Here is a 22,222-nt window from a genome sequence, read left to right as displayed (position 1 = left end):
GTGTTATTTTTTTGTTTTACTTTTTACTTTTTGCTGTTTTCCTATGCTTTCCGCCTGAATCTCCATGGGAGTTTCTGCTTGTTGTTGTTGAATTTTACTTTCTTTCTGTATTTGAACATCAAGAGCGAGTTCCGATTCGGGGAAAATTTGGTCTAAAGACCGAATTTGCTCATCACCACGCCAATTAAAATCTCGGAGTTTACGAGCATTTTCAGGTAGTTCGGTCTCGGGATATATTTCGCTTTTGGGTTCTACAAATAGGGTAGCGGTTTGTATTTTATTGTCTTCGAGTTCTAAATTAATCGAACTGCAAACCCCTTTGTTGATTCCGATAAACTCGTCGTCATCGTTATACATATAATAAATGATTTCGGCATTTTTCACCAAATCTATTTGATACATTTTGTTGTCCCTAAATTTACCATAGAGGTTTTGTCCCTTGACTTGATTAAAGCCGCTTCCCAGGGTGTCCTGTTGTATGACAAAGGCATTATTTAAAACCTTTAAGGAGTCCAATTGTTCTGTAATCGGGTTGTTGATTAAATGAATCAGTTGCCCCGTGAGTTGACTATTTCCGTTCCAGACCACCGGTTTGCCAATCATTTGGGTTAAACCCTGTTTTTGACTGTAGTGTATGGAATCACTTTTTCCACTCATATCCGTTTTATAAAGACGGGCGTCGTTAAAACCACGAATGATTCTAGCTTCGGGTTTTCCAGTAACCAAAATTCGCTTGGCATGAATATAAACCGAATCGTTTTCAGTTACCGTGGTGATCAATGCTTTTTTGGTAACAAACATCGAATCTTGCGCTCTGTAAACTTCGGCATAATGACCACGAATAATCATTTTATTGATGGTATCCGTTATTTTGACGTTGTTGGTGGCAGAGGAGAAGTCGTTTTTTTTATCGTAATACATCGAATCGCCTTCAATACGGCGGTTGTCGTAAATAATATGCGATTTTTTGATGAGCTTGCCGATGTCTTTTTTTACATCATAAAAACCGTTTTCTGTATAGATATAATTGTCTTTATTGGTAATAGTAGAAGGTCCAAAAACATAAGAATGCTGGGGCACCTCATAAAAGTCTAAATGGTTTGACTTCACAACAGTGCCTTGGTCGGTTGTAATGGTAACCGCATTAAAGAACTGAAACTTTTTTTCGTTGACTAAGTATTTACCAGCCTTACTGGTCAATATATTTCCTTCATTGGTTATTTTTCCAAATGAATTGTAATAAACAATGTTTTGATTGCGATCAAAGTGAATGGTGTCGGTTTCCAGCATGGAATTGGGTGATCGCATGACCACTTGTCCATTGGCATAGGCAAATCCGTTCATACCGTTATATTCGGCATAGCGGCTGTTCATATGTATGGTATCTCCTTGGTTCATGATAACATTTCCAAAGAGTTTGATGTAGTTTTCTTTTTCGAAATAATAGGCCTTATTGCAATTGATTAAGACGCCATCGTGTTCGGCTTCAATATTTCCGGTTAGTAAAACGGCATCGGGAATTTCTGCTTGATTGATGTCGCTGTAATCAGCGTGTTTAATGATGATACTTTTTTTGTTTTGTGCCGCTGCCGCGAAGGTGAAAAGAAGAAAAGAATATAGAAAAAATAAAGGTATTGTTTTCAAATCTAGAATTTTTGTTCAAATTTAAAGAAAAAAAGTTCAGAAAAATTTAATTGGGAATTATTTATAAACAAAAAACACTTTCCGAAGAAAGTGTTTTGAGTTAATTATTTTAGAATCGTTTGTTTTCTATCTGGACCAACAGAAACAATTCTGATTGGAACGCCAACTTCACTTTCTATAAATTCGATATATTCTTTAAATTCAGCAGGAAATTGATCATACTCAGTCAATTGAGTTAAATCTGCTTTCCAGCCTTTTTTCTCCACATAAATAGGAGTTACATTTTCCGGTTCAATATTGTAAGGTAAATGTTTGATTACGTTTCCTTGGTATTGGTAAGCCGTACAAATTTGTAGGGTTTCAAAACCGGAAAGTACATCGCCTTTCATCATGTATAGTTCTGTAACACCATTAACTTGAACAGCGTATTTTAAAACGACTAAATCCAGCCAACCACAACGTCTAGCACGACCGGTAACGGATCCGAATTCTTTTCCAATACTTGCCATCTTTGCGCCGGTTTCGTCTGTTAATTCCGTAGGAAAAGGACCGCTACCAACACGAGTAGTATAGGCTTTAAAAATTCCAAAAACCTTTTGAACTTTATTTGGAGGAACTCCCAATCCAGTACAAGCACCTGCAGCAGTAGTGTTTGAAGAAGTCACAAACGGATAGGTTCCAAAATCGATATCCAACATAGAGCCTTGAGCGCCTTCTGCCAAAATGGATTTCCCCTCTTTAATCGCGTTGTTGATATACTCCTCACTATCGATAAAAGTAAGTTTTTTCAATTGCTCTATAGCAGTAAAAAACTCTTCCTCTAATTCCGCTAGATTGTATTGTAAATCCACATCGTGAAAAGTGATCATCGATTTGTGCTTTTCTGCTAAAGCCGTATAACGCTCTTTAAAATCAACCAATTCGATATCACCTACGCGAAGCCCGTTTCTACCGGTTTTGTCCATATAAGTTGGGCCAATTCCTTTTAAAGTAGAACCAATTTTCGCTTTCCCTTTAGAAGCTTCTGAAGCGGCGTCTAATAAACGGTGTGTTGGTAAAATTAAATGTGCTTTTCTCGAAATTAACAATCGAGAATAGATGTCGATATTGAATTTCTCCAAATCGGCAATTTCTTTGATGAAAACCACGGGGTCAATAACGACTCCATTTCCAATAATATTGATGGATTTCTTATGAAAAATCCCTGACGGAATTGTTCTTAGTACGTGTTTGATTCCGTCAAATTCTAAGGTATGTCCTGCATTAGGTCCCCCTTGAAAGCGAGCAATGATGTCGTATTTAGAAGTAAGAACGTCAACAATTTTTCCTTTTCCTTCATCGCCCCATTGCAGGCCAAGTAGTAAATCTACTGTCATTATTATGTGTGTTGTTTAGATTAGTGGTCGGGACTATTTTTCTGTAGGTTTATTTCGAGTTCCATAGAAATAAAGGGAATGCGAATTGATTTCAAGATCAAAAATTTCTTCAATGGTCTTTTTAATCGTTTGAATACGCGGATCACAGAACTCAATGACTTCCCCAGTGTCGGTTAAGATAATATGGTCGTGTTGTTTGTCAAAATATGATTTCTCATAATGCGCTTGGTTTTGGCCAAACTGATGACGGCGTACCAAACCACATTCCAATAAAAGCTCAATCGTATTGTACAGAGTTGCTCTACTAACCCGGTAGTTCTTGTTTTTCATCTTTATATATAAAGACTCGATGTCGAAATGTTCTTCACTATCGTATATCTCTTGTAAAATAGCGTAGCGTTCCGGTGTTTTTCGATGCCCTCTCTCTTCTAAATACTTTGTAAAAACAGTTTTTACAATTTCTTGACTTTTACTTGTTTCCATTGGAATATTAAATATCAATTGCAAAGATAAGGCTATTTTTTTTGTTATGAAATTTAATAGTGTTACCTTTTTTATAATTATTTGAATTAAACTAATTCACTCTATTAATGCTAGTTGGAATAAATCCGAGTGACTTTGTCAACGCCTTCTATTTTTTTAATGTTGACCATTAATTTTTTGAGCAAAGCATTATTGGGTACTGTTATGGTGATCTGACCATTAAAAATCCCGGCATTTTCGCTTAGTGAAATGCTTTTGATGTTGATGGTCATGTTGTTTGAAATGACTCTTGTAATCTCACCGGTCAAACCAATAGAATCCAGTCCCGTAATCTTAATCGTCGCCTCAAAATTTTCCTTAGAAGAGTCAATCCATTGGGCATTGATAATGCGGTAAGCATAATTGGATTGCAAACTAATAGCATTTGGACAATCTTTACGATGCACTTTTATTCCTTCATTTATAGTAACAAAACCAAATACATCATCGCCTTGAATAGGATTACAACAACTCGCTAGTTTGTAATCTAATTTTTCATTATCCTTTCCGAAGACAATCAAATCCAACTGAGATGTATCTTTACTATGGATTACTTCAGCGTGATTGCTCGGTTGTCGTTTCATCGTTTTCTTAAAGAAATTGATTAACGTATTATTCTTTAATGCGGCAAAATCTTTTAGATGTTGGTTTTCAATCATACCAACGCCTACGCGATAGAAAAGATCTAAACTGGTTTTTAACTTAAAATAATTAACCATTTCGTTGATGGTTTTCTCGTCTAAAGTGATTTTAAGATGGCGCAGTTTTCTCAATAAAATTTCTTTACCGTCTTCTGCTATTTTTTTGGTGTTCTCATTAAGAACGTTTCTAATTTTATTTTTGGCACGCGAGGTAGTTACATAATCAAGCCAGTGTATGCTCGGTTTTTGATGTTCCGAAGTCATGATTTCAACTTGATCACCGCTGTTTAATATGTGATTTAAAGGAACTAATCGGCCGTTGACACGTGTTCCACGGGTATGAATCCCGATCTCAGAATGTATGCTAAACGCAAAGTCCAAGGCGGTAGCTCCTTTTGGAAGCGATTTGATTTCCCCTTTTGGTGTAAAAATATAAATCTCTTTGGAATAGAGGTTTAGTTTAAAATCTTCAACAAAATCGACTGCATTACTCTCTGCGTTCTCCAAGGCTTCTTTTAACTGGTTAAGCCAAATGTCTAAACTGTTTTCTTCCGTTACTCCTTGTTTGTATTTATAGTGTGCGGCATAGCCTTTTTCGGCTATTTCGTCCATGCGTTCACTGCGAATCTGTATTTCAACCCAACGTCCCTTAGGACCCATTACTGTTATGTGTAGGGCTTCATAACCCGTGGATTTGGGCGAAGAAATCCAATCTCTTAATCGACTAGGGCTCGGGCGGTAATGATCGGTAACTATAGAATATATTTTCCAAGCCAAGAATTTTTCTTCATTGGGTTTGGATTTGTAAATGATACGTAAGGCAAATTTATCGTACACCTCGTCAAAAGTGACGTTTTGAACTTTCATTTTTCGACGAATCGAATAAATGGACTTAGGACGACCTTTCATCGTGTATTCAATTTGCTCTTTGTCTAGAGATTCTTTTAAGACAGAAGAAATGGAATCCATATAAGCTTCTTGTTCTTCTTTGGTGTCTTGAATACGGCTAACGATGTCTTGATATACGGCAGGTTCGGTGTATTTTAAACCCAAATCCTCTAATTTGGTTTTGATGTTAAACAAGCCCAAACGATGGGCTAGTGGGGCATAGATATACAAGGTCTCCGAAGCTATTTTGGCCTGTTTGTATTCGGCCATGCTTTCCATGGTTTGCATATTGTGTAAACGGTCGGCGATTTTGATTAAAATAACGCGTACGTCGTCGTTAAGCGTCAAAAGCATCTTGCGATAATTTTCCGCTTGCATCGAGATATGGGAGTCGGGTTCCAATAAGGCCATTTTAGTTAATCCTTCAACTATCTTAGCTACTTTTGGGTTAAACCATTCTTCTATTTGTTCGACCGTAATATCTGTATCTTCTACCACATCATGCATTAAGGCCGCGGCAATTGAAGTAGCGCCTAAACCAATTTCTGAAGCCACAATTTTTGCTACAGCAATAGGGTGGAAGATATAGGCTTCCCCAGATTTTCTTCGCTGGTTTTTGTGAGCCTCAACAGCCACATCAAAAGCTTTACGAATCATTTTTTTATCATCGTCAGTTAAGGTTTGATAACTTATTCTTAGCAATTCCTTATACTCTTGAGCGATGGCTTTATTTTCTTTTTCTATTTCTATTTCGGTCATATGTGTTGCGGTTGATCATTCTAAATTTAAGCGAAATTTTTTGATATTGCAAATTTTTAAAGAGCTATTGTATGGCCTATTTAACAACAAAAAACTCCTCTAAAAGAGGAGTTAATAGGTTTATTGAACGCGATTTTAGAACATATAAAACACACCTGCAGCTACTTGCATATTACTACCCGGTCCGTCGTTTAAGTTTTTCTTACCCATAACCTCTACGTTTAATCCAAATCGACTAATTCTACGGTCACGCATATATCTGTAATCTCTTAAAAAAGCTAAATCAGCCAACCAAAAGTTGATACCTCCACCATAGTTAAAAGTTGCATTACTGGTTCCATCAAGTTGTAAATAACCAGCACCTGTGGCTATATAGGGGTCAACTATAGGTATGTTAAACAAACCTCCTAAGCTGTACTTAAAATTAGCGTCAACAGCAATAACATCCAAATCTTTGTTTGCTATTTGTCCGTTTACCATATGACCTTCCTCAATTTTATTCATAGCAACAGCCAATTCTGCACTTAAATGATTAACGATATTGGTTTCAATCGCTACTCTTGACGGAAATGAAAGCATATTCCAGTTTTCCGTATTCGTTGGATCGTCCTTATCAAAGCCGAAATCCATAATGTTCATTTGTAAAGATACCTTCCATTTATAATCGTTTATAAAACGCTTTTCCTTTGTAGTCTGAGCTTGACTCGAAACACCAAATGTGAAAATTAAGGCAGCAATGGTTAATTTTAATGTAGAAAACGTTTTTTGCTTCATGTAAGTAGTTTTAAAACAATTCATATTCATTGGTTTAGTTATAGTTGTTGAAAAGGCATAATGGTTTTTAATAGATTGTTAAAAAAAACTAAAAACACCCAAATTTAGCTTAAAAAATTAATTCAGCAAATTAATACAGCTTTTTTTGAATATTTTTTATTTGTTTTCCATTTCCTTTTTAAATACTCGGTGTAAAATGCAAATCTTGAAAATCATAACTAAAATCCGTTAGAGGCGAAATGGGTTCCATTTCAAAGAATTCTATACGGCCGTCCTTGACATTCCATTTTATAAATGCATCGGCATCAAGAGATTCGTTATACCATTTTACTACAAAGGTTTGATCTTGATAGAAGTGTATTTCACCACTAAGTTCTGGAGAACGTTTGGATTCAAACACCCACTTTGATTTCTTTTTATAAATGCTCACCTCACCAAACCAAGCATCTTTATAATTACCTATTAGTTGGTTTAATGCTATAACGGAGGTTGCGGCTTTTTTATTGTTTTCTACTGTAGTCCAGATTTTATTGACAATTTCCTTTGCTTCAATATTATTTTGTTGAACGCGATTTTGGTATTCAACAACAAAATCTTGGTAAGGTAATTTTAGATAGTAATTTTTAATCGTATTGGTAATCGACTGAAAAGCGGCTCCAGATTGTTGGTTGGTCAATACAATTATTCCGAGTTTTTGTTGCGGTAAAAGCGTGATTTGTGTAACAATACCTTCTAAACCACCGGTGTGAGAAACTTGAAGTGTTCCCGCTACATCAGTGAGTTGCCAACCCAAACCGTAAGCATTAAAAAGCGAATAATATGGTGCCGTAGTCCTGTTTGGAATCCAGGTTTGTGGTGTCCACATTTCGTGCTGTACCGTTTTACTGAACAGTGTTCGGTCACCTATTTGGCCTTCATTAAGTTGTACTTGAACCCATTTGGACAGCTCATTAATGTTTGAATAAATACCTCCAGCTGCATCCATTATGGTGTTGGTGTATCGCGGCACTACTGTCAATTTTCCGTTAATGGGTACGTGGGGGACTATGGCATTAGTCTTGTTTTTTAAACGGTTCCAGTTTCCAGCACTAGCAGTCATTCCAATCGGGTTCATAATGTTTTGTTCAACAAATTCAGCCCAACTCTGATGACTGATTCTCTCGATAACAATTCCCGCAATGATGTACAATAAATTATCGTAATCATATTGTGAACGAAATCCAGATACGGGTTTTAAGTGTTGAATGTTCGCTACTATATCTTGAGGAGTGAAATCATGTCCGTCGGGCCAAATCATCAAATCGCCAGCTCCTAAACCAAGTCCACTTCTGTGGGTCAATAAATCGCGGATTGTAAATTCATCCGTAACATATTTATTATACATTTTAAACTCGGGTATGTATTGGATAACCTTATCGTCCCAATCGAGTTTTTTTTGGTCTACCAATATAGCCAAAGCAGCTGCTGTAAAAGCCTTGCTGTTCGATGCAATTCCAAACATGGTATTTTCGTCCACGGCTTCTTTAGAAGCAATCGATCGAAGTCCATATCCTTGTGAATGTATGATTTGACCATCTTTTACTACGGCTACAGCAATTCCCGGCACATCAAAAGCGGCCATGGCTTTGCGCGTAACTTCGTCTATTTGTTGGTGGAGTTCGGGAACTTGACACCAAGCTTGTAGACTGATAAAACTAACGATTAAAAATAAGGTTTTTTTCATAGGGTAAATTTAAAATCCGCGTTGTCGTTTTGCTTCAAAAATCAATATGGAAGCAGCAACAGATACATTCATAGAGTCGATTTCTCCACTCATCGGTATAATGATGTTTTGCGTACTGGCCAAACGCCATTCATCAGTTAGTCCACTAGCTTCGGTTCCAACAACAAAGGCCGCAGCTTCTTGATAATTTAGGCTGTGGTAGGCAGTAGAATCTTGTAAAGTTGCACAGTAAATAGCAATGTTTTGCGACTTCAAATAGTTGATTGCCTCTGCTGTACTTGCCATGGCAATCTGCGTGGTAAAAACCGCTCCGACACTAGATCGAATGATGTTGGGATTGTATAAGTCACTTTTGGGATTGGCAATAATGACCGCATCCACATTTGCCGCATCGGCAGTGCGAAGTAAGGCACCAATATTACCCGGTTTTTCAGGTGCTTCTGCTACTAAAATAAGGGGAGCTGCGCTCAGTTTTAAATCGGATAATTGAAGCGATTTAGTCTTTGCAATAGCGAGTAGGCCTTCTGTGGTATCTCGATAGGCTAATTTCTGGTAAACGTCCTTAGAAATTTCGATGATTTCGCTGCCGCGTCCAATTCCGTGTAAGGCTTTTTCTTGTTCTATATATTCAGGGCAGTACAGTAAGGTTTGCAAAGCATAATGGCCTTTTTGAGCCAATTGTATTTCTCTTTGTCCCTCGATGATAAAGGTACCCGTTTGCTTTCGATTTTTTGATTTTTCTTGCAGTTGAATCAAAGTTTTGATATAAGCATTTTGCGGGCTGTCGATTTTCTTCATTTTGATGTTTTATATAATTCCTCTTGCCTTGATGTCTAGATAGGCATTAATGGTATCCATAGATAATTGTTCTGGCGGTGTTAATACACTGTAAATGCCGTATTTTCTTAATTCGTTTACAATCAAACGCTTTTCATAATGGAATTTTTCTGCAATAACTTGGTCATATATATCCTGTATATTATGGGCTTTTTGTTGAATTAGTGTTGTTAATTCGGTGTTTTCGAAAAAGACGACCAAGACCAAATGGTTTTTTGCCAAACCTCTTAAATAGGGCAATTGTCGATGTAATCCGTCTAAGGTTTCAAAATTAGTAAAAAGGATTAAAAGACTTCTACGACTTATGTTTCTTTTTACATCGGCATAGAGTTTACTGTAGTCGCTTTCGTGATAATCGGTATCTATGCGATAGAGTTGCTCCATAACCAACTGCATTTGGATGCTTTTGGATTCGGCAACAATTCGGTTTTCAATTTTTTTAGAAAAGGTTAGCAGTCCAACTTTATCTTTCTTTTTAAGTATAATATGAGATAGGGCTAAAGAGGCATTGATCGCATAGTCTAATAAGCTCAATCCATCAAATGGCATTTTCATGACCCGACCTTTATCGATAATCAGGTAGATGTTTTGGGCAATTTCGTCTTGATATTGATTGACCATCAATTGGCTTTTTTTTGCTGTAGCTTTCCAATTGATTGTTCTTATGTCGTCGCCACTAACATATTCTTTGATTTGCTCAAATTCTGTAGTATTTCCAATTTTCCTGGTTTTTTTTGAACCATAAGGCAATTTATATTTAGAAAAAGCTAACATATCGTACTTTTTCATATGTATAAAAGACGGGTAGGCCGGTAGGGTTTGATTGCCGTCAAATCGGTATCTCTTTGAAAGTAGCCCCAAACGCGTACTCACATAGATGTTTAAATTGCCAAAGGTATATTCACCGCGTTCGGTCGGTCGTAATTGATAAGCAATCGCAGCCTCTTCTAAGGGTGCCACTATACGGTTTATTTCAAAATCCCTAAGTTGAAATTGAAACGGAATCTCATCGATCAGCTGAACGTTTGCTATCCAACTATAATGGTTTTTTAGCGTGATATGGATGGTATTGCTATCGCCATTGGAAAGTTTTTCAGGATTTTTCCGTTGGGCAGTGATTCCGTTCTTTTTAAAGAAAAGCAAACTGTAATCGACTAATACAAAGCTTGCAAAAAGGCCAAATGCTCCCCAAATCCAAAAGTACAATACCGGAAATATAAATGCCAATATAAACAAACCGACAAAGGATATCAGAAATTTATAAAAGCGCAGCTGTATATATAATGACTTAAAAAGCATGGTGCTACCGATTTATCGAGGAATATCGATGGTTTCTAATATTTGTTTGACAATGTCTTGTGGGGTTAATCCTTCCATTTCTCGTTCCGGAGAAACGATGACACGGTGTTGAATAACGGGTATTGCGGCCTCTTTGATATCTTCTGGAGTTACAAAGTCGCGACCGGCAATGGCTGCAAAGCCCTTAGCTGCATTTAAAATAGCCAAGGAAGCTCTAGGAGAGGCTCCGAGGTATAACAACGGGTTTTCCCGAGTGTTTCCAACTATTTTTGCAATATAATGTAACAGATCTTCTTCAACGATAATTTGTTTAACCAATTGCTGAAAACGGATGATTTCCTCGGGTTGTAGTATTTTCGATATTTGATCCTCCTTACGCTGATTTTCGATTTGGTGTTCGCGTTTTAGAATGAGAATCTCTTCGTCTAAGTTGGGATATTCAATGTTGATTTTAAATAAAAAACGGTCCAATTGCGCTTCGGGTAATCGGTAGGTACCCTCTTGCTCAATAGGGTTTTGGGTAGCAATAACCAAGAATGGTTTTTCCATCACATAGGTTTTTCCATCAATAGTTATTTGACGTTCTTCCATCACTTCAAATAAGGCGGCTTGCGTTTTTGCTGGTGCCCTATTGATCTCATCAATTAAGATAAGATTGGCGAAAATTGGCCCTTTTTTAAATTCGAATTCCGAGCTTTTTACATCAAAAACTGAGGTGCCCAATATGTCCGACGGCATTAAATCTGGAGTAAACTGTATTCTACTAAAATCCATATCTATGGTTTTAGCCAATAATTTTGCCGTTAACGTCTTGGCTACTCCCGGAACTCCTTCGAGTAATATATGTCCGTTAGCCAAGATGGCAACAAGTAATTTATCGATCATCTTATCTTGACCAACGATGACTTTTTTGATTTCTTGTCGAACAGCATCGACTCTTTGATGCAATTCGGAGAGATCTAATCTCGATTCAAAATGTATGTTTTCGGAAGTGTTTTCTATATCCATTTGAAAGTGGTTTTAATTCAATATTTCTTCAGTTAAGCGATGTAAATCAATTGCGCTTTGTTGTGTTGTAGCTCCGGGATTGGCTTGGTGGCTTTTAATCGAAGCAACCCAAGTCCTGATTGCATCGGGGTCTTTGGAAGTCATCTTTTGCAAACCCGCTATAAAAGTCTCGTTTAAGTTGTGCGTATCCAATAAATATGTTTGCCGAATTTTTGTCAGTGCGTATAAAATAATTTTATCTGCCAAGTCACTATAATCTTCAGCCATTAGGTACAAGCTCGCTATACTCTTAGTGAATTCTACCGTGGTGTTGGTTAGTGGTCTGATAATCGGTATTTGGCGCTGTTTTCGTTTTGCGGTAAACAAGGCAAAAGTTAGCAATCCCAACAAAATAAAATACCAAGCCCATTTTAAAGCTGGATTAGACAATATAAACCGTAAAGGAGAGGAAGATATCAATTCATCTTCTTGATTGGTTTTTTTATTGACCTTCCAATAGGTGGTTTGTTTAGGCAAATAAGACAGTATGTTTTCAACATACAAATGGTTATTACTTTCCAATAAGGAGTAATTGGTAAAAGCCTTGGATTGTGTGTTAAAATAGAAAAAACCTTTACCAAAGGGAACTTTGATAAAATTGGCGGCATCAGGAAATTGGGTGGAATGTTGATAGCCCAAAATACTTGTGTTTACGGTATCTATACTGGAAAAGTAGCTTTGAGAGTAGGCCTTGTCTAAATTGAACTTCTGACGCGATAGGTTTTGGTTAGTGGTCCATACAACCGTTTTGTCTGATTGCTCATAGGTGTATTCCATTAAGTTTAAGGTATCGGTTAAGCTTTGTGGAAGGTTTGGGCCTATTGCAAAAACAGTGTTTCCTTGAGCTACAAAATCCAAAACTACTGGCGTATCTGGATAGTGAATACTCGAATAATTATCGATCAATAAAACGGTTTTTAAAGCCGTAGTATCCTTAGAAAGTGAATCGGTTATAAATTCGTAAACCCCTTGGCTAAAGCGCTGTAGTTGGCGGTCCTTAAGCAAGGAGTCCATCTCGTGATTTAAGATAAATAAACCAAAGGGGATTTTATCTTCGATTAGAAAGGTAGGTGCCCAGTTTATCGGTTTGGGTTTGTTATAGTCGACAAATAGGATCAAAGCTATAGCCAATATAAAAAACAACAGGTATTTTTTAAAAGTTCTATTCATTTTCCCACGGTTTTAAAAAATCGGTAAATGCCTGTTGTGCTTTTTGAAAAGCAGCCGGATCTACTTCAAACTCTCCATACCAAATATTGTTATAGAGGTAGGATAAGTATCGGAAGGATTCTCGGGTTTGTTCGTTTTTAATTTCCGCCAAATAGTCGGAATTGGTTTTTTCCAAGTCCCATTGAATAATTTCTTTTTTAGACAGCAGCTGCAACAGTGCTAAATAGTAATATCGAATGGCTAATCGGGGATTGTTATTGGCGATAGCCGATGCAATTAGCGCTTTAAAGTCGGTATGTTCTAAGTTTTTTTCAACGTTAAAATGGTCTATTTTAAAGGTTTTTTTGGACTTTTTAAAAAACCAAAGAGCATCTTTTTTGACAAAGGCACGGATGATATAAAAGGTCAATATCAACAACAGTACAACTGAGATATAATTCAGCGACTTATTCCAAATTTGTCTCGGTTTTTCATCTATTTGTACGTTTAAAAATTCGGATAACCAATTGAGGAAGCGGTTTTTTAAGCGCGACCAAAAACTATTTTTTTCCGTAGCTGACGAATAATTAAATTCGGATAAATTAGTGTAGCTATCCTTAAATTGAGGTCGAAACTTTAGGTTTTCTATCGCTTGATTTTGATCGACCATTTTTTCGACTATAATCGTCTTTTTAGCGCTTACAACAAGGCTGTCCGCATGTAATAGATGCGAGCCGAAAAATAAAAATAGGCCAATTAGGGTTTTATTCATTATTTTGACCAAGTTGTTCAATGTCAAATCGAGATTGATTGTTTTCCATAACTTCGCGCTCGCTATAGTAGATAAGTCCTTGATTAATCAGTATAAGATTGTTTAATACAAAACCCACAATCATACTGATAATGATGGTAATCATATAGAGTATAGAATATTCGGCACTCTGCGTATAGTCGACTTTAGTTTCCAAAGAGGTGAAAAGTTGAAACACCATCATCATTTGCGGTATTGCTGTAAATACTGTAGTTATAATTTGGAGTACCAAATACATGATAAACGTACTTCCTATTATGGGCCAAAAGTTTTTCTTCAACATTTTTATTGCCATGCCATAAGATTTAAAAAAAGAGGTTTCCTTGATTAAATAGTCGTTATATGAAAGCATGATTACACTGAGAATAGATGGAAACAATAAAAACAATATCGGAATACCGATGATGATGAATACCAATAAAATACTAAACCCAAAAGCAAACATACTCAGAGGGAATATAATAAAAAACAAACCGAGTAAATAAAGTAAAATTCGTCCAAAATTTTGCTTTAGGTCGGCTATTATCATTTCCGTAGTTATTGTTTTACCAGGGTGTTTCTCCATATTCTTCAAGTATAAGGTAGGATAAGAGTAAGAAATGGCTGAAAAAACCATAGATAATAAAAACAATAATAAAGCAAAAAAGAAAATCAAAAAGGGATTTTCCCCCATATAATTGATAAAATAGTCCGAATCAAAACCGTAAGCTTGCTGTTTGATGATGTCAAAATAAAATTGAAATACAAAATAAAAGCAAATCATCATTAAGACCAAGAAACCACCATTGATTAAAAAGTAGTTTTTAATATAATTTTTACCTTCAACTTTAAAAAAATCAAAAGTATCGTTGATATAACTGCTAAAAGTTCTTTTTTTAAATAATTGAAACATGGTAGTCGAATTTAATTATGGATTTTCCTATATACTTTTTTGGGATAAATCACAAAGTAATAAAAAATTAGAATAAAAGTGCCGAATATTATGAAATAATTCAATATATCTGGCATTTGCTGTGCATAACGCGTTACGAAACCTTCAATAAAACCCGCTAATATGGTAAAGGGAACTGTAGCTATATAAATTTTAAAACCGTTTTTAAAACCGTTTTTAAAGGAATCGATGCGCGAAAATGTTTTGGGAAATAAGATACTGGCACCCAATATAAAACCGGCAAATGCTTCGATAACCATAGAGAAAATCTCCATGGCTCCGTGCAGCCATATCCCTTTAAAACTCTCAGTAAACTCACCTTGTTGAACGAAGAAATATTGGAATGACCCCAACATTATGGCATTGTGAAATAGATAAACCAAGGTGCCTAAGCCTCCGAAAATACCATATACAAACAACCGGAGTCCCACCGATAAATTATTAAATGTAATTCCTATAAAGCTACCCCAATTACTGCCCGATTGATATATGGCCATGGCGTCGCCATCTTTAATGTTATTTAAGGTTGTATTCACATAAGAATCTCCGAGAATTAAGCGTACAAAAGATTCATCGTAATGGGAAGAAATGGCACCTATACCCACCAGTACAAAAAATAAAAGTGCACTAAATATTAGGTAATTTTTGTATTGATATACAATCAAAGGAACTTCAAATTTATAAAAATGAACGAGTTGATTGCTCTCTACTCGTTTTGTTTTATAAATATTTTGATATGTTTGTACTGCCAAATAATTTAAATAAGCCGTAGTTTTGCTTTTTGGATAGTAAGTTTGAGAATACGACAAATCGTTCATCAGTTGGATGTACATATTTGCCAAATAGTCCGGACCTTTTTTGATTTTACCAAAAATAGCTTGCTCGTATTCAAACCATTTTTCCTTATTCTGTTTAATAAATATTACCTCTCTCATGGGAGAGCTAAAGTAAGAAATATGAATCAATTAACCATTACCACCACGCAAAATGTTGCTATTAGTTTCGATAATGCCTCTATAGGTGATCGCATATTGGCCTTTGTTATCGATATGGTAATTAAAATTTTATATGTAATTGCAATCGTTTTTTTGTTAGAGCTCTTTCGCGGAGATCGGTTGTTACGCGGTATGGACAATTGGAGTCAAGTAGCTATGTATCTTTTAATTTTCTCACCTGTAGTTTTCTATACCTTGTTTTTTGAGATATTTATGCAAGGACGAACCCCTGGTAAGTTGGTAACAAAGATTAAAGTAATTAAAATAGATGGTTATCAAGCTCAAGTCGGTGACTACCTCATTCGCTGGGTTTTTCGATTGATTGATTTACTACTTAGTTCAGGGGTAATTGGTATATTGGCGATTATACTAACTGATAAAAACCAACGATTGGGAGATATGGTTGCGGGTACTGCCGTTATTTCAACCAAACAAAAGATTACTTTTTCTCAAACTATTTTTCAGGAGCTTCCTGTGGAATATATTCCAACCTATCCGCAAGTGATTGCCCTTTCCGATGAAGATATTCGCATCATTAAAGAAGCGCTAAGAAACGTCCGATTAAACAACGATAAAATATTGCTGGAACAATTAACTCAAAAGGTTGAAAGGGTGATAGGGGTAGCGAATAAATCCGAAACACAACTTAAATTTATCGATACCGTATTGGCAGATTATAACCATTTTACGAGTATGATGTAACACAATTATTTCTTTTTCATGTTTGAATTTTTAGATTTGTTAGGTACCATGGCTTTCGCGGTGTCAGGCGCTCTTGTGGCGATGGAAAAGCGTTTGGATTTATTTGGTATATTGTCTTTGTCGTTTGTAACAGCTATAGGAGGTGGTACTTTGAGAGATGTGGTTATCGGTATTAGTCCGGTGAGTTGGTTAACCGATTTAAACTATTTTTTCACCATTATCGCCGGTACTATCTTGGCCATTATCTTTCGAAAAAAGTTTGCTTTTTTACGGATGTCGCTCTTGCTTTTTGATACGATTGGATTAGCTATTTTTACCTTAATCGGTATAGAAAAAGGTATGGGAGTGGGATTACATCCTATTATATGTATTACTTTAGGAACCATTACAGCTTGTTTTGGTGGTGTAATTAGAGATATATTGGGTAACGATATTCCCGTTATTTTTAGAAAGGAAATCTATGCTACAGTATGTATCGTTGGTGGATTGGTGTATTATGCCTTGTTTTATTTACATGTAGCAAAAGACGTCAATTACTTAGTGACCTCGGGAGCCATAGTAGCAATTAGGATTTTGGCAGTAGTCAAAAAGTGGTCCTTACCACAAGTAAAAATGCCTGCTTAAGTGAGCAGTTGTTTTTTGCGTTTGGGAAAAATCAATTGAACGATAAGAGATAATAGCACTACGGTGCTTGCTCCTATAAAATTGAGCCATAAAAAACTAACAACATCTAGATAGTACAAGTAAAAAATGAGTAGTTGTGTCAAAATTGCTCCCCAAAATACCGCATTAGCTTTTACTGATTTTACAAATATAGCGACTAAAAAGATTCCCAATACGGTACCGTAAAAAACCGAACCAACTATATTAACGAGCTGTATTAGGTTTTCAAACAGATTGACTATACAGGCCGTTAGTATGGCTACTATTCCCCATAATACCGTAAAAATTCTAGTAACCTTTAAATAGTGTTTTTCTGTTTTTTTGACCTTAATGTTTCGCTTGTATAGATCGATAGCTGTGGTTGCTGCAAGAGCGTTTAATTCTGAAGCAGATGCAGCCATAGCTGCACAGAGTATTACTGCTAACAGTAATCCAATCAATCCTTTGGGAAGGTAATTGATGATGAAATAAATAAAAACGTAGTCTTTGTCGTTGATTTCTGCTTTGGGGTTTGCTTTGAGAATTACGGCTTTAGCTTGCTCGCGAAGTTCTTTTTCTTTACCGGATAGCGATACCATTTTCTCTTGTAAAATGGGATTGTTGTAATCTTGATAGAGTTGCCCCGTATATAAGATGCTGACCTCTTTTTTATCTTCTAAAACCTCGTGTAATTCTTTTTCAATGACGTGGTATTCTTTTTGATAAATAGAAGCATTAACGGCTTTGGTATTAGTTGGGTTAAAATGTAAGGGCGCATTGTGAAATTGAAAAAAAACAAAAACCAGAACGCCGGTTAACAGTATAAAAAACTGCATGGGCACCTTTAGTAATCCATTAATCAATAATCCCTTTTGACTTTCACTTACAGATTTGGCAGTGATATAACGGCCCACTTGAGTTTGATCGGTACCGAAATAGGCCAACATCAAGAAAAAACCACCCGTTATACCATTCCAAAAAGTGTAACGAACACTTGGGTCGAGCGAGAAATCGACAATTTTCATCTTGTCATTGGCTGCAGCAATACCCAAGGCATCTACCAAACTTAAGTCGTCAGGAAAGCTATTTATGATGATAAAGAAGGTGATTATTAATCCAGTAAGAATTACAAACACTTGTTGTTTTTGGGTTAATATGATTGCTTTTGAACCACCAGTTACGGTATATATAAGTACCAAACCGCCAATGATAACGATTAGCGCTTTTAAATCCCAACCCAAAATGGACGATAATATAATTGCGGGGGCATAAATCGTAAGACCGATAACGATACCCCTTTGAATTAAAAACAATACGGCAGCCAAGGAGCGAATGCGAACATCGAAGCGGCGTTCTAAAAACTCATAAGCCGTAAATACATTGTATTTGTAATATAGCGGTATAAAAAAGATGCAAATGACAATCATGGCCAAGGGCAAACCAAAGTAAAACTGAATAAAACTCATTCCGTCGTGATAGGCTTGTCCGGGAATCGATAAAAAAGTAATGGCACTAGCTTGAGTAGCCATAACGGATAAAGCCACAGCCCAACCCGGTGTTTCCTTATTGGCTAAAATATATTCGTTGACATTTTTACTGCTTTTGGTTTTAATGGTGCCGTATAAGACTATAAAAAGCAGGGTAAAACTTAAGACTATCCAATCAATTGTTTGCATAATCTAGGAGTACAATTGCATTAAAAAATAAAAAAATAAAATATAGAAAAAGTTCATAACCAATACTATGGTGTACTTTTTTTTCCAAAGCATACCGTTTTTTTTAGTAAATAATGTATGGTAAATGTTTTTCATTTCTATAGTTTTAATACTACACGCTAAATATGGATTTAAAGGAGAAGCGAAATGGATTCATTGTTATATTATCCTCAATATTTATGCCAATTGTTAAATAGTAATTTCATCTGTCTGAGCATTTGCTTTACCTTTTAAGTAATCTTTTTTGTTGATGATTACGATACCCTTTTGTAATAATAAATTGTTTGGATAAGATATCAGTTCACCTTCACGAGTAATTAGAAGGGTATGAAAGGTTTTGATGTCTTCTATTTCCGCTTCTACAGGGAAATCTTTATCCTGGATTCGAATCGCATCTCCAATTTTAAACGGAAAGGAGAAAAACAAGATAACGCCGGCGGTGATATTGCTTAAAATAGACCATTGTGCAAACATGGCAACACCGATAATGGCAAAGGTAGAGGAGAGTACCACGAATATGTTTTCGGGTTTTACTCCCCATATTGCAAATAGAATTAAAAGCCAGATTGTCGAAGTTAAGGTGTCAAAATATCGATTGATAAGTTTTTTCCTCTTCAGTGCATTTTGAGACACTTCAGAGACACGATTGATGATGACTTTCGTAATGAATTTAGCGAGGAAGTACAATAAGATCAATATAATTGTACTGATAATCTGGGGGTAATATTCTTTTAAGGCCATAGTTTAAGATACAAATAAAATGAGTTGTTGATATAGTTTTTCCATGGGTAAACCGACTACATTAGTATAAGATCCTTCTATTTTCTCTATACCAATAAGTCCAATCCACTCTTGTATACCGTAAGCTCCCGCTTTGTCATAAGGTTGGTAGTTTGCAACATAAAATTGAATTTCTTCCAGCGTTAATGCTTTAAAGCTAACGGCTGTTATATCATTGAAAACGACTGTTTTCTCAGCAGTTCTCAAACAGACCGAACTGATAACTTCATGGGTTTTTCCCGACAAACTACTTAAAATTGCAACGGCTTCTTCTTCGTTATTGGGTTTTCCCAAGGCTTGGTTTTGATGCCATACGATAGTATCACTGGCTATTAACAAATCAGTTGCTTTTAGAGCTCCTGCCGCTAATGCTTTCTGTAAAGCGATGTGATCGGTAATTTCACTAGCTAGAAAATCATCGGGATAGCTTTCGTCAGCATTCGTAGGTTTGGTTTCAAACACCAATCCCAATTGTTGAAGGTACTCCTTTCTTCTGGGAGAATTTGAAGCGAGAATGATATTTTTAGACGCGAGTAATTCAGGAAGTAACATAGGTCGATAGGTTATAGGTAAGTAAAGCAATACTAAAAACACTGGTCCAAATTGCAATTTGGATTACAAGGTGAATGATGGTGATGTTTCTACGTGTTTTGGCTTGCCATAGTTCGAATGCGATATACAACAAAGGTGCCGTCATCAACAATAAAATATATAGAAATAAACTCGAATGTGCCGTGAGATACATCAAGGTATAAGTAAGCAGCAGTAGTGCGGTGAGTGCAGCTAAAACGGCTGTTGATTTTGCAGCAATTTTACTGCCGTATTTTACAGCTAAAGTTCTTTTTTGGCCCATATAATCCGACGGTCTAAATAAGATATCTTGAATGCCGGACTGAATTAAAAAAAGCAAAAACAACAAAATAGAAAAATCGGCTAGAAAATTAAAATTTAAAAGAACTAAACCATAGTTGTATTCGTTTATTTGAGGTACTAAGTCAAAAAGAGCCAATCCAAAGATGGGAAAAATTAATAAAAAGGCATAAAGTATATTAGACCAAATAAAAGATTTTCGCCATTGCGTAATAAAGCTGTATAACAATACGGCTTGTAATATAAAAAAGGCTAAAAAAGACGGTTTACCAAAGTGGTTTGACAGATAAAAACCGATAGCTACACCAATAACGGTTAAACCAAAATAGAGATAGTAACCATTAAGGTTTTTAAACGACCCATTCAGATGGGGTTTCTCTTCTTGAACGGTCAATAGGTACAAGACCCATCCTCCCAAAACAATTAAAATCAAAGAAGCGATAAACAGCAGAAAATTACCAGTGTTTAAAACAGTTAAAATAGCAGCCTGTTGTTTGAAATACACCAAATGAAAAAGCAACAAGACACAACAGACTTGAATAACGGATTGTAACTGTTTTTTTCTGAGCAGTTTCATATAGTAATGTTGTTTTTTATATTAATGCAGTTTGGTTGTACATGGTTTTCAATCGAAAGTGGATTCGTTGATCGAAGGGCTCTGGTTTAATCTAATTTGGCATTAAAGTGTTCCATCCATTTTCCTTGAACTTTCATCACTTGCTCAATGACATCTCTTACAGCGCCTTTTCCCCCATTGATATGCGATATGTATTTGGCGATTTTTTTGATTTCAGGAACCGCATCTTGTGGTGCTGTTGGTAAACCTACTAATTGCATCACGTGAAAGTCGGGAATATCGTCACCCATATACAATACATTTTCTGGTTTAATCTGGTAAAGACTTGTGAATTCTTCAAAGGTTTCCACTTTGTTGGGAACTCCGAGATAAATATCGGTTAATCCCAAATTTCTCAATCGAATACGGGCACCTTCATTTTTTCCACCAGAAATTACGCAAACTGTATAGCCATTTTCCAATGCCGCTTTCATAGCATAACCATCTCTAATGTGCATACTTCTCAATAAATTACCATCGGGTGCAATTTGTATAGTTCCGTCGGTTAATACCCCATCCATATCAAATATGAAAGTGGTGATATCGTTCATGATTTCTTTGTAATTTTTAGACATTATTTTAATTGTATTGATTGTGTTATCATTTGGTATATTTCTTTTAAATTGGAATCTACAAGAAAATCCAAGTGTTTTTTGATGGTCTTTTTATCCTTGCGAACCGCTGGACCTGTTTGTGCTTTTTGAGGACTTAAAGTTTGTATCTTTTCAGCAGTTTCTAAAATTAATGGCTTTAAAATATCAAAGGGAACCTGATTTTCTTTGCAAATTTCGGAACCTAAAACATACATATGATTGACAAAGTTGGAAACAAATACCGCAGCTACATGTATGGATTTTCGTTGCTCTGAATTGATATTAAAGACCTTTTCAGAGAATTTTAAAGCAAGTTTTTCCAAAAGGGCAAAATCAGTGTCATTGCTTGCTTCTAGGCAAAAGGGAATCTTGGAAAAATCTACCGCTTTTTCTAGGGAAAAAGTCTGTAACATATAGAATACTCCTGCACGAGCGGTACCCTTAATGGCGTTGATCGACGATCCTCCAGAAGTGTGTGCAATCAATTGATTGGGCAGCTTAATCGCTGCTGAAACCTCTTCTATGGCATCATCTGAAACGGCTAATAGCACCAAATCAACGGCAACCAATTCGTCAATTTCATTAATGATTTTGTCCTTGGGTAAATAGGCAGGTAAATTTTTAGTACTACGAGCATAAACTTGTTGTAACAAGACACCTTCTTGATCTAATAGATGCAAAATTAAATGATGGGCTACTTTTCCAGAGCCAATAATTGAAACAGTTATCATGTTGCTAATTTAAGACTTTTTTGGTGCGATTCAAGTCTAAAGTATATTCTGATAAAAATTTAAAATAAAAAAAAATTTGTATTGAAATTTTTCTAAAAAAACCAATGGGAAATCATAGTATAGACAACGCTCCCCTTGGACGTTTATCGGTTTTTAATCAGATGTAGGCACTTTCAA

Annotated in this window: 21 protein-coding genes; 2 read left to right on the top strand and 19 right to left on the bottom strand. The window is 36.0% G+C overall.

Going from position 1 to position 22,222, the window contains the following annotated elements; translation table 11 throughout:
• Positions 1-3: 3 nt before the first annotated feature.
• The 13 genes from KO524_RS02330 to KO524_RS02270 all read right to left on the bottom strand — a co-directional run bounded on the left by KO524_RS02330 (position 4) and on the right by KO524_RS02270 (position 15,336).
• Positions 4-1,644, bottom strand: a complete 1,641-nt coding sequence (locus KO524_RS02330; protein WP_219289205.1) for an OstA-like protein — start codon at positions 1,642-1,644, stop codon at positions 4-6.
• A 104-nt stretch (positions 1,645-1,748) separates the two neighbouring features.
• Positions 1,749-3,020 carry an adenylosuccinate synthase gene (locus KO524_RS02325; RefSeq protein WP_219289202.1) on the bottom strand — a complete coding sequence of 424 codons (1,272 nt, stop codon included), beginning with the start codon at positions 3,018-3,020 and terminating at the stop codon, positions 1,749-1,751.
• Positions 3,021-3,053: 33 nt separating this feature from the next.
• The gene (locus KO524_RS02320) at positions 3,054-3,503 is read right to left on the bottom strand and encodes a Fur family transcriptional regulator (protein WP_219289199.1); all 450 of its coding nucleotides are present in this window, start codon (positions 3,501-3,503) and stop codon (positions 3,054-3,056) included.
• A 110-nt stretch (positions 3,504-3,613) separates the two neighbouring features.
• Positions 3,614-5,830 carry a bifunctional (p)ppGpp synthetase/guanosine-3',5'-bis(diphosphate) 3'-pyrophosphohydrolase gene (locus KO524_RS02315; RefSeq protein WP_219289196.1) on the bottom strand — a complete coding sequence of 739 codons (2,217 nt, stop codon included), beginning with the start codon at positions 5,828-5,830 and terminating at the stop codon, positions 3,614-3,616.
• 135 nt (positions 5,831-5,965) lie between these two features.
• Positions 5,966-6,604 (bottom strand): outer membrane beta-barrel protein, encoded by a 639-nt coding sequence (locus KO524_RS02310; protein ID WP_219289193.1) that lies wholly within the window; start codon positions 6,602-6,604, stop codon positions 5,966-5,968.
• A 178-nt stretch (positions 6,605-6,782) separates the two neighbouring features.
• A complete protein-coding gene (locus tag KO524_RS02305; RefSeq protein WP_219289190.1) occupies positions 6,783-8,327 on the bottom strand; it encodes a serine hydrolase in 1,545 nt (514 codons plus the stop codon).
• A 9-nt stretch (positions 8,328-8,336) separates the two neighbouring features.
• On the bottom strand, positions 8,337-9,125 hold the full coding sequence (locus KO524_RS02300) for an RNA methyltransferase (protein WP_219289187.1): 789 nt from the start codon (positions 9,123-9,125) through the stop codon (positions 8,337-8,339).
• Positions 9,126-9,134: 9 nt separating this feature from the next.
• The gene (locus KO524_RS02295) at positions 9,135-10,463 is read right to left on the bottom strand and encodes a DUF58 domain-containing protein (protein WP_219289184.1); all 1,329 of its coding nucleotides are present in this window, start codon (positions 10,461-10,463) and stop codon (positions 9,135-9,137) included.
• A gap of 12 nt (positions 10,464-10,475) precedes the next feature.
• On the bottom strand, positions 10,476-11,465 hold the full coding sequence (locus KO524_RS02290; protein WP_370629712.1) for an AAA family ATPase: 990 nt from the start codon (positions 11,463-11,465) through the stop codon (positions 10,476-10,478).
• Between the two features lie 18 nt (positions 11,466-11,483).
• A complete protein-coding gene (locus KO524_RS02285; RefSeq protein ID WP_219289178.1) occupies positions 11,484-12,680 on the bottom strand; it encodes a DUF4350 domain-containing protein in 1,197 nt (398 codons plus the stop codon).
• Entirely contained in the window at positions 12,673-13,431 is a 759-nt protein-coding gene (locus KO524_RS02280; protein WP_219289175.1) for a DUF4129 domain-containing protein, read from the bottom strand. Before KO524_RS02280 ends, KO524_RS02285 begins: the two co-directional genes overlap by 8 nt.
• Positions 13,424-14,362, bottom strand: coding sequence for a hypothetical protein (locus tag KO524_RS02275; RefSeq protein ID WP_219289172.1), 939 nt, complete (start codon positions 14,360-14,362; stop codon positions 13,424-13,426). Before KO524_RS02275 ends, KO524_RS02280 begins: the two co-directional genes overlap by 8 nt.
• An 11-nt stretch (positions 14,363-14,373) precedes the next feature.
• Positions 14,374-15,336 (bottom strand): stage II sporulation protein M, encoded by a 963-nt coding sequence (locus tag KO524_RS02270; protein WP_219289171.1) that lies wholly within the window; start codon positions 15,334-15,336, stop codon positions 14,374-14,376.
• Positions 15,337-15,357: 21 nt separating this feature from the next.
• Here KO524_RS02270 and KO524_RS02265 point away from each other — a divergent pair, with 21 nt between their 5' ends.
• Entirely contained in the window at positions 15,358-16,098 is a 741-nt protein-coding gene (locus KO524_RS02265) for an RDD family protein (RefSeq protein ID WP_219289167.1), read from the top strand.
• Positions 16,099-16,116: 18 nt separating this feature from the next.
• The gene (locus KO524_RS02260) at positions 16,117-16,722 is read left to right on the top strand and encodes a trimeric intracellular cation channel family protein (protein ID WP_219289164.1); all 606 of its coding nucleotides are present in this window, start codon (positions 16,117-16,119) and stop codon (positions 16,720-16,722) included.
• On the opposite strand, the gene KO524_RS02255 is transcribed toward KO524_RS02260, so the two are convergent.
• The 6 genes from KO524_RS02255 to KO524_RS02230 form a co-directional block, all read right to left on the bottom strand.
• Complete coding sequence (locus KO524_RS02255) at positions 16,719-18,416, bottom strand: sodium:solute symporter (protein WP_219289148.1); 1,698 nt, start codon at positions 18,414-18,416, stop codon at positions 16,719-16,721. The two genes, KO524_RS02260 and KO524_RS02255, sit on opposite strands and share 4 nt — an antisense overlap.
• A gap of 228 nt (positions 18,417-18,644) precedes the next feature.
• Positions 18,645-19,196: a mechanosensitive ion channel domain-containing protein gene (locus tag KO524_RS02250; RefSeq protein WP_219289145.1), complete on the bottom strand. Its 552-nt coding sequence runs from the start codon at positions 19,194-19,196 to the stop codon at positions 18,645-18,647.
• Between the two features lie 3 nt (positions 19,197-19,199).
• Entirely contained in the window at positions 19,200-19,787 is a 588-nt protein-coding gene (locus KO524_RS02245; protein ID WP_219289142.1) for a Maf family nucleotide pyrophosphatase, read from the bottom strand.
• A complete protein-coding gene (locus KO524_RS02240) occupies positions 19,774-20,682 on the bottom strand; it encodes a hypothetical protein (RefSeq protein ID WP_219289139.1) in 909 nt (302 codons plus the stop codon). Before KO524_RS02240 ends, KO524_RS02245 begins: the two co-directional genes overlap by 14 nt.
• An 86-nt stretch (positions 20,683-20,768) precedes the next feature.
• Complete coding sequence (locus KO524_RS02235; RefSeq protein WP_219289137.1) at positions 20,769-21,296, bottom strand: HAD family hydrolase; 528 nt, start codon at positions 21,294-21,296, stop codon at positions 20,769-20,771.
• Positions 21,296-22,045, bottom strand: coding sequence for a Rossmann-like and DUF2520 domain-containing protein (locus tag KO524_RS02230; protein WP_219289133.1), 750 nt, complete (start codon positions 22,043-22,045; stop codon positions 21,296-21,298). Before KO524_RS02230 ends, KO524_RS02235 begins: the two co-directional genes overlap by 1 nt.
• Between the last annotated feature and the right edge of the window lie 177 nt (positions 22,046-22,222).

Source organism: Flavobacterium sp. NKUCC04_CG (assembly GCF_019345525.1).
GTDB lineage: Bacteria > Bacteroidota > Bacteroidia > Flavobacteriales > Flavobacteriaceae > Flavobacterium.
Note: the sequence above shows the minus strand (reverse complement) of the source record. Positions and strands in the feature narration are given on the sequence as shown.

What these genes read in the sequence shown, in the direction of transcription:
- KO524_RS02325 (WP_219289202.1), bottom strand. Translation starts at nt 3,020, where the DNA reads ATGACAGTAGATTTACTACTTGGCCTGCAATGGGGCGATGAAGGAAAA.
- KO524_RS02320 (WP_219289199.1), bottom strand. Translation starts at nt 3,503, where the DNA reads ATGGAAACAAGTAAAAGTCAAGAAATTGTAAAAACTGTTTTTACAAAG.
- KO524_RS02315 (WP_219289196.1), bottom strand. Translation starts at nt 5,830, where the DNA reads ATGACCGAAATAGAAATAGAAAAAGAAAATAAAGCCATCGCTCAAGAG.
- KO524_RS02310 (WP_219289193.1), bottom strand. Translation starts at nt 6,604, where the DNA reads ATGAAGCAAAAAACGTTTTCTACATTAAAATTAACCATTGCTGCCTTA.
- KO524_RS02305 (WP_219289190.1), bottom strand. Translation starts at nt 8,327, where the DNA reads ATGAAAAAAACCTTATTTTTAATCGTTAGTTTTATCAGTCTACAAGCT.
- KO524_RS02300 (WP_219289187.1), bottom strand. Translation starts at nt 9,125, where the DNA reads ATGAAGAAAATCGACAGCCCGCAAAATGCTTATATCAAAACTTTGATT.
- KO524_RS02295 (WP_219289184.1), bottom strand. Translation starts at nt 10,463, where the DNA reads ATGCTTTTTAAGTCATTATATATACAGCTGCGCTTTTATAAATTTCTG.
- KO524_RS02285 (WP_219289178.1), bottom strand. Translation starts at nt 12,680, where the DNA reads ATGAATAGAACTTTTAAAAAATACCTGTTGTTTTTTATATTGGCTATA.
- KO524_RS02280 (WP_219289175.1), bottom strand. Translation starts at nt 13,431, where the DNA reads ATGAATAAAACCCTAATTGGCCTATTTTTATTTTTCGGCTCGCATCTA.
- KO524_RS02275 (WP_219289172.1), bottom strand. Translation starts at nt 14,362, where the DNA reads ATGTTTCAATTATTTAAAAAAAGAACTTTTAGCAGTTATATCAACGAT.
- KO524_RS02270 (WP_219289171.1), bottom strand. Translation starts at nt 15,336, where the DNA reads ATGAGAGAGGTAATATTTATTAAACAGAATAAGGAAAAATGGTTTGAA.
- KO524_RS02265 (WP_219289167.1), top strand. Translation starts at nt 15,358, where the DNA reads ATGAATCAATTAACCATTACCACCACGCAAAATGTTGCTATTAGTTTC.
- KO524_RS02260 (WP_219289164.1), top strand. Translation starts at nt 16,117, where the DNA reads ATGTTTGAATTTTTAGATTTGTTAGGTACCATGGCTTTCGCGGTGTCA.
- KO524_RS02255 (WP_219289148.1), bottom strand. Translation starts at nt 18,416, where the DNA reads ATGCAAACAATTGATTGGATAGTCTTAAGTTTTACCCTGCTTTTTATA.
- KO524_RS02250 (WP_219289145.1), bottom strand. Translation starts at nt 19,196, where the DNA reads ATGGCCTTAAAAGAATATTACCCCCAGATTATCAGTACAATTATATTG.
- KO524_RS02245 (WP_219289142.1), bottom strand. Translation starts at nt 19,787, where the DNA reads ATGTTACTTCCTGAATTACTCGCGTCTAAAAATATCATTCTCGCTTCA.
- KO524_RS02240 (WP_219289139.1), bottom strand. Translation starts at nt 20,682, where the DNA reads ATGAAACTGCTCAGAAAAAAACAGTTACAATCCGTTATTCAAGTCTGT.
- KO524_RS02235 (WP_219289137.1), bottom strand. Translation starts at nt 21,296, where the DNA reads ATGTCTAAAAATTACAAAGAAATCATGAACGATATCACCACTTTCATA.
- KO524_RS02230 (WP_219289133.1), bottom strand. Translation starts at nt 22,045, where the DNA reads ATGATAACTGTTTCAATTATTGGCTCTGGAAAAGTAGCCCATCATTTA.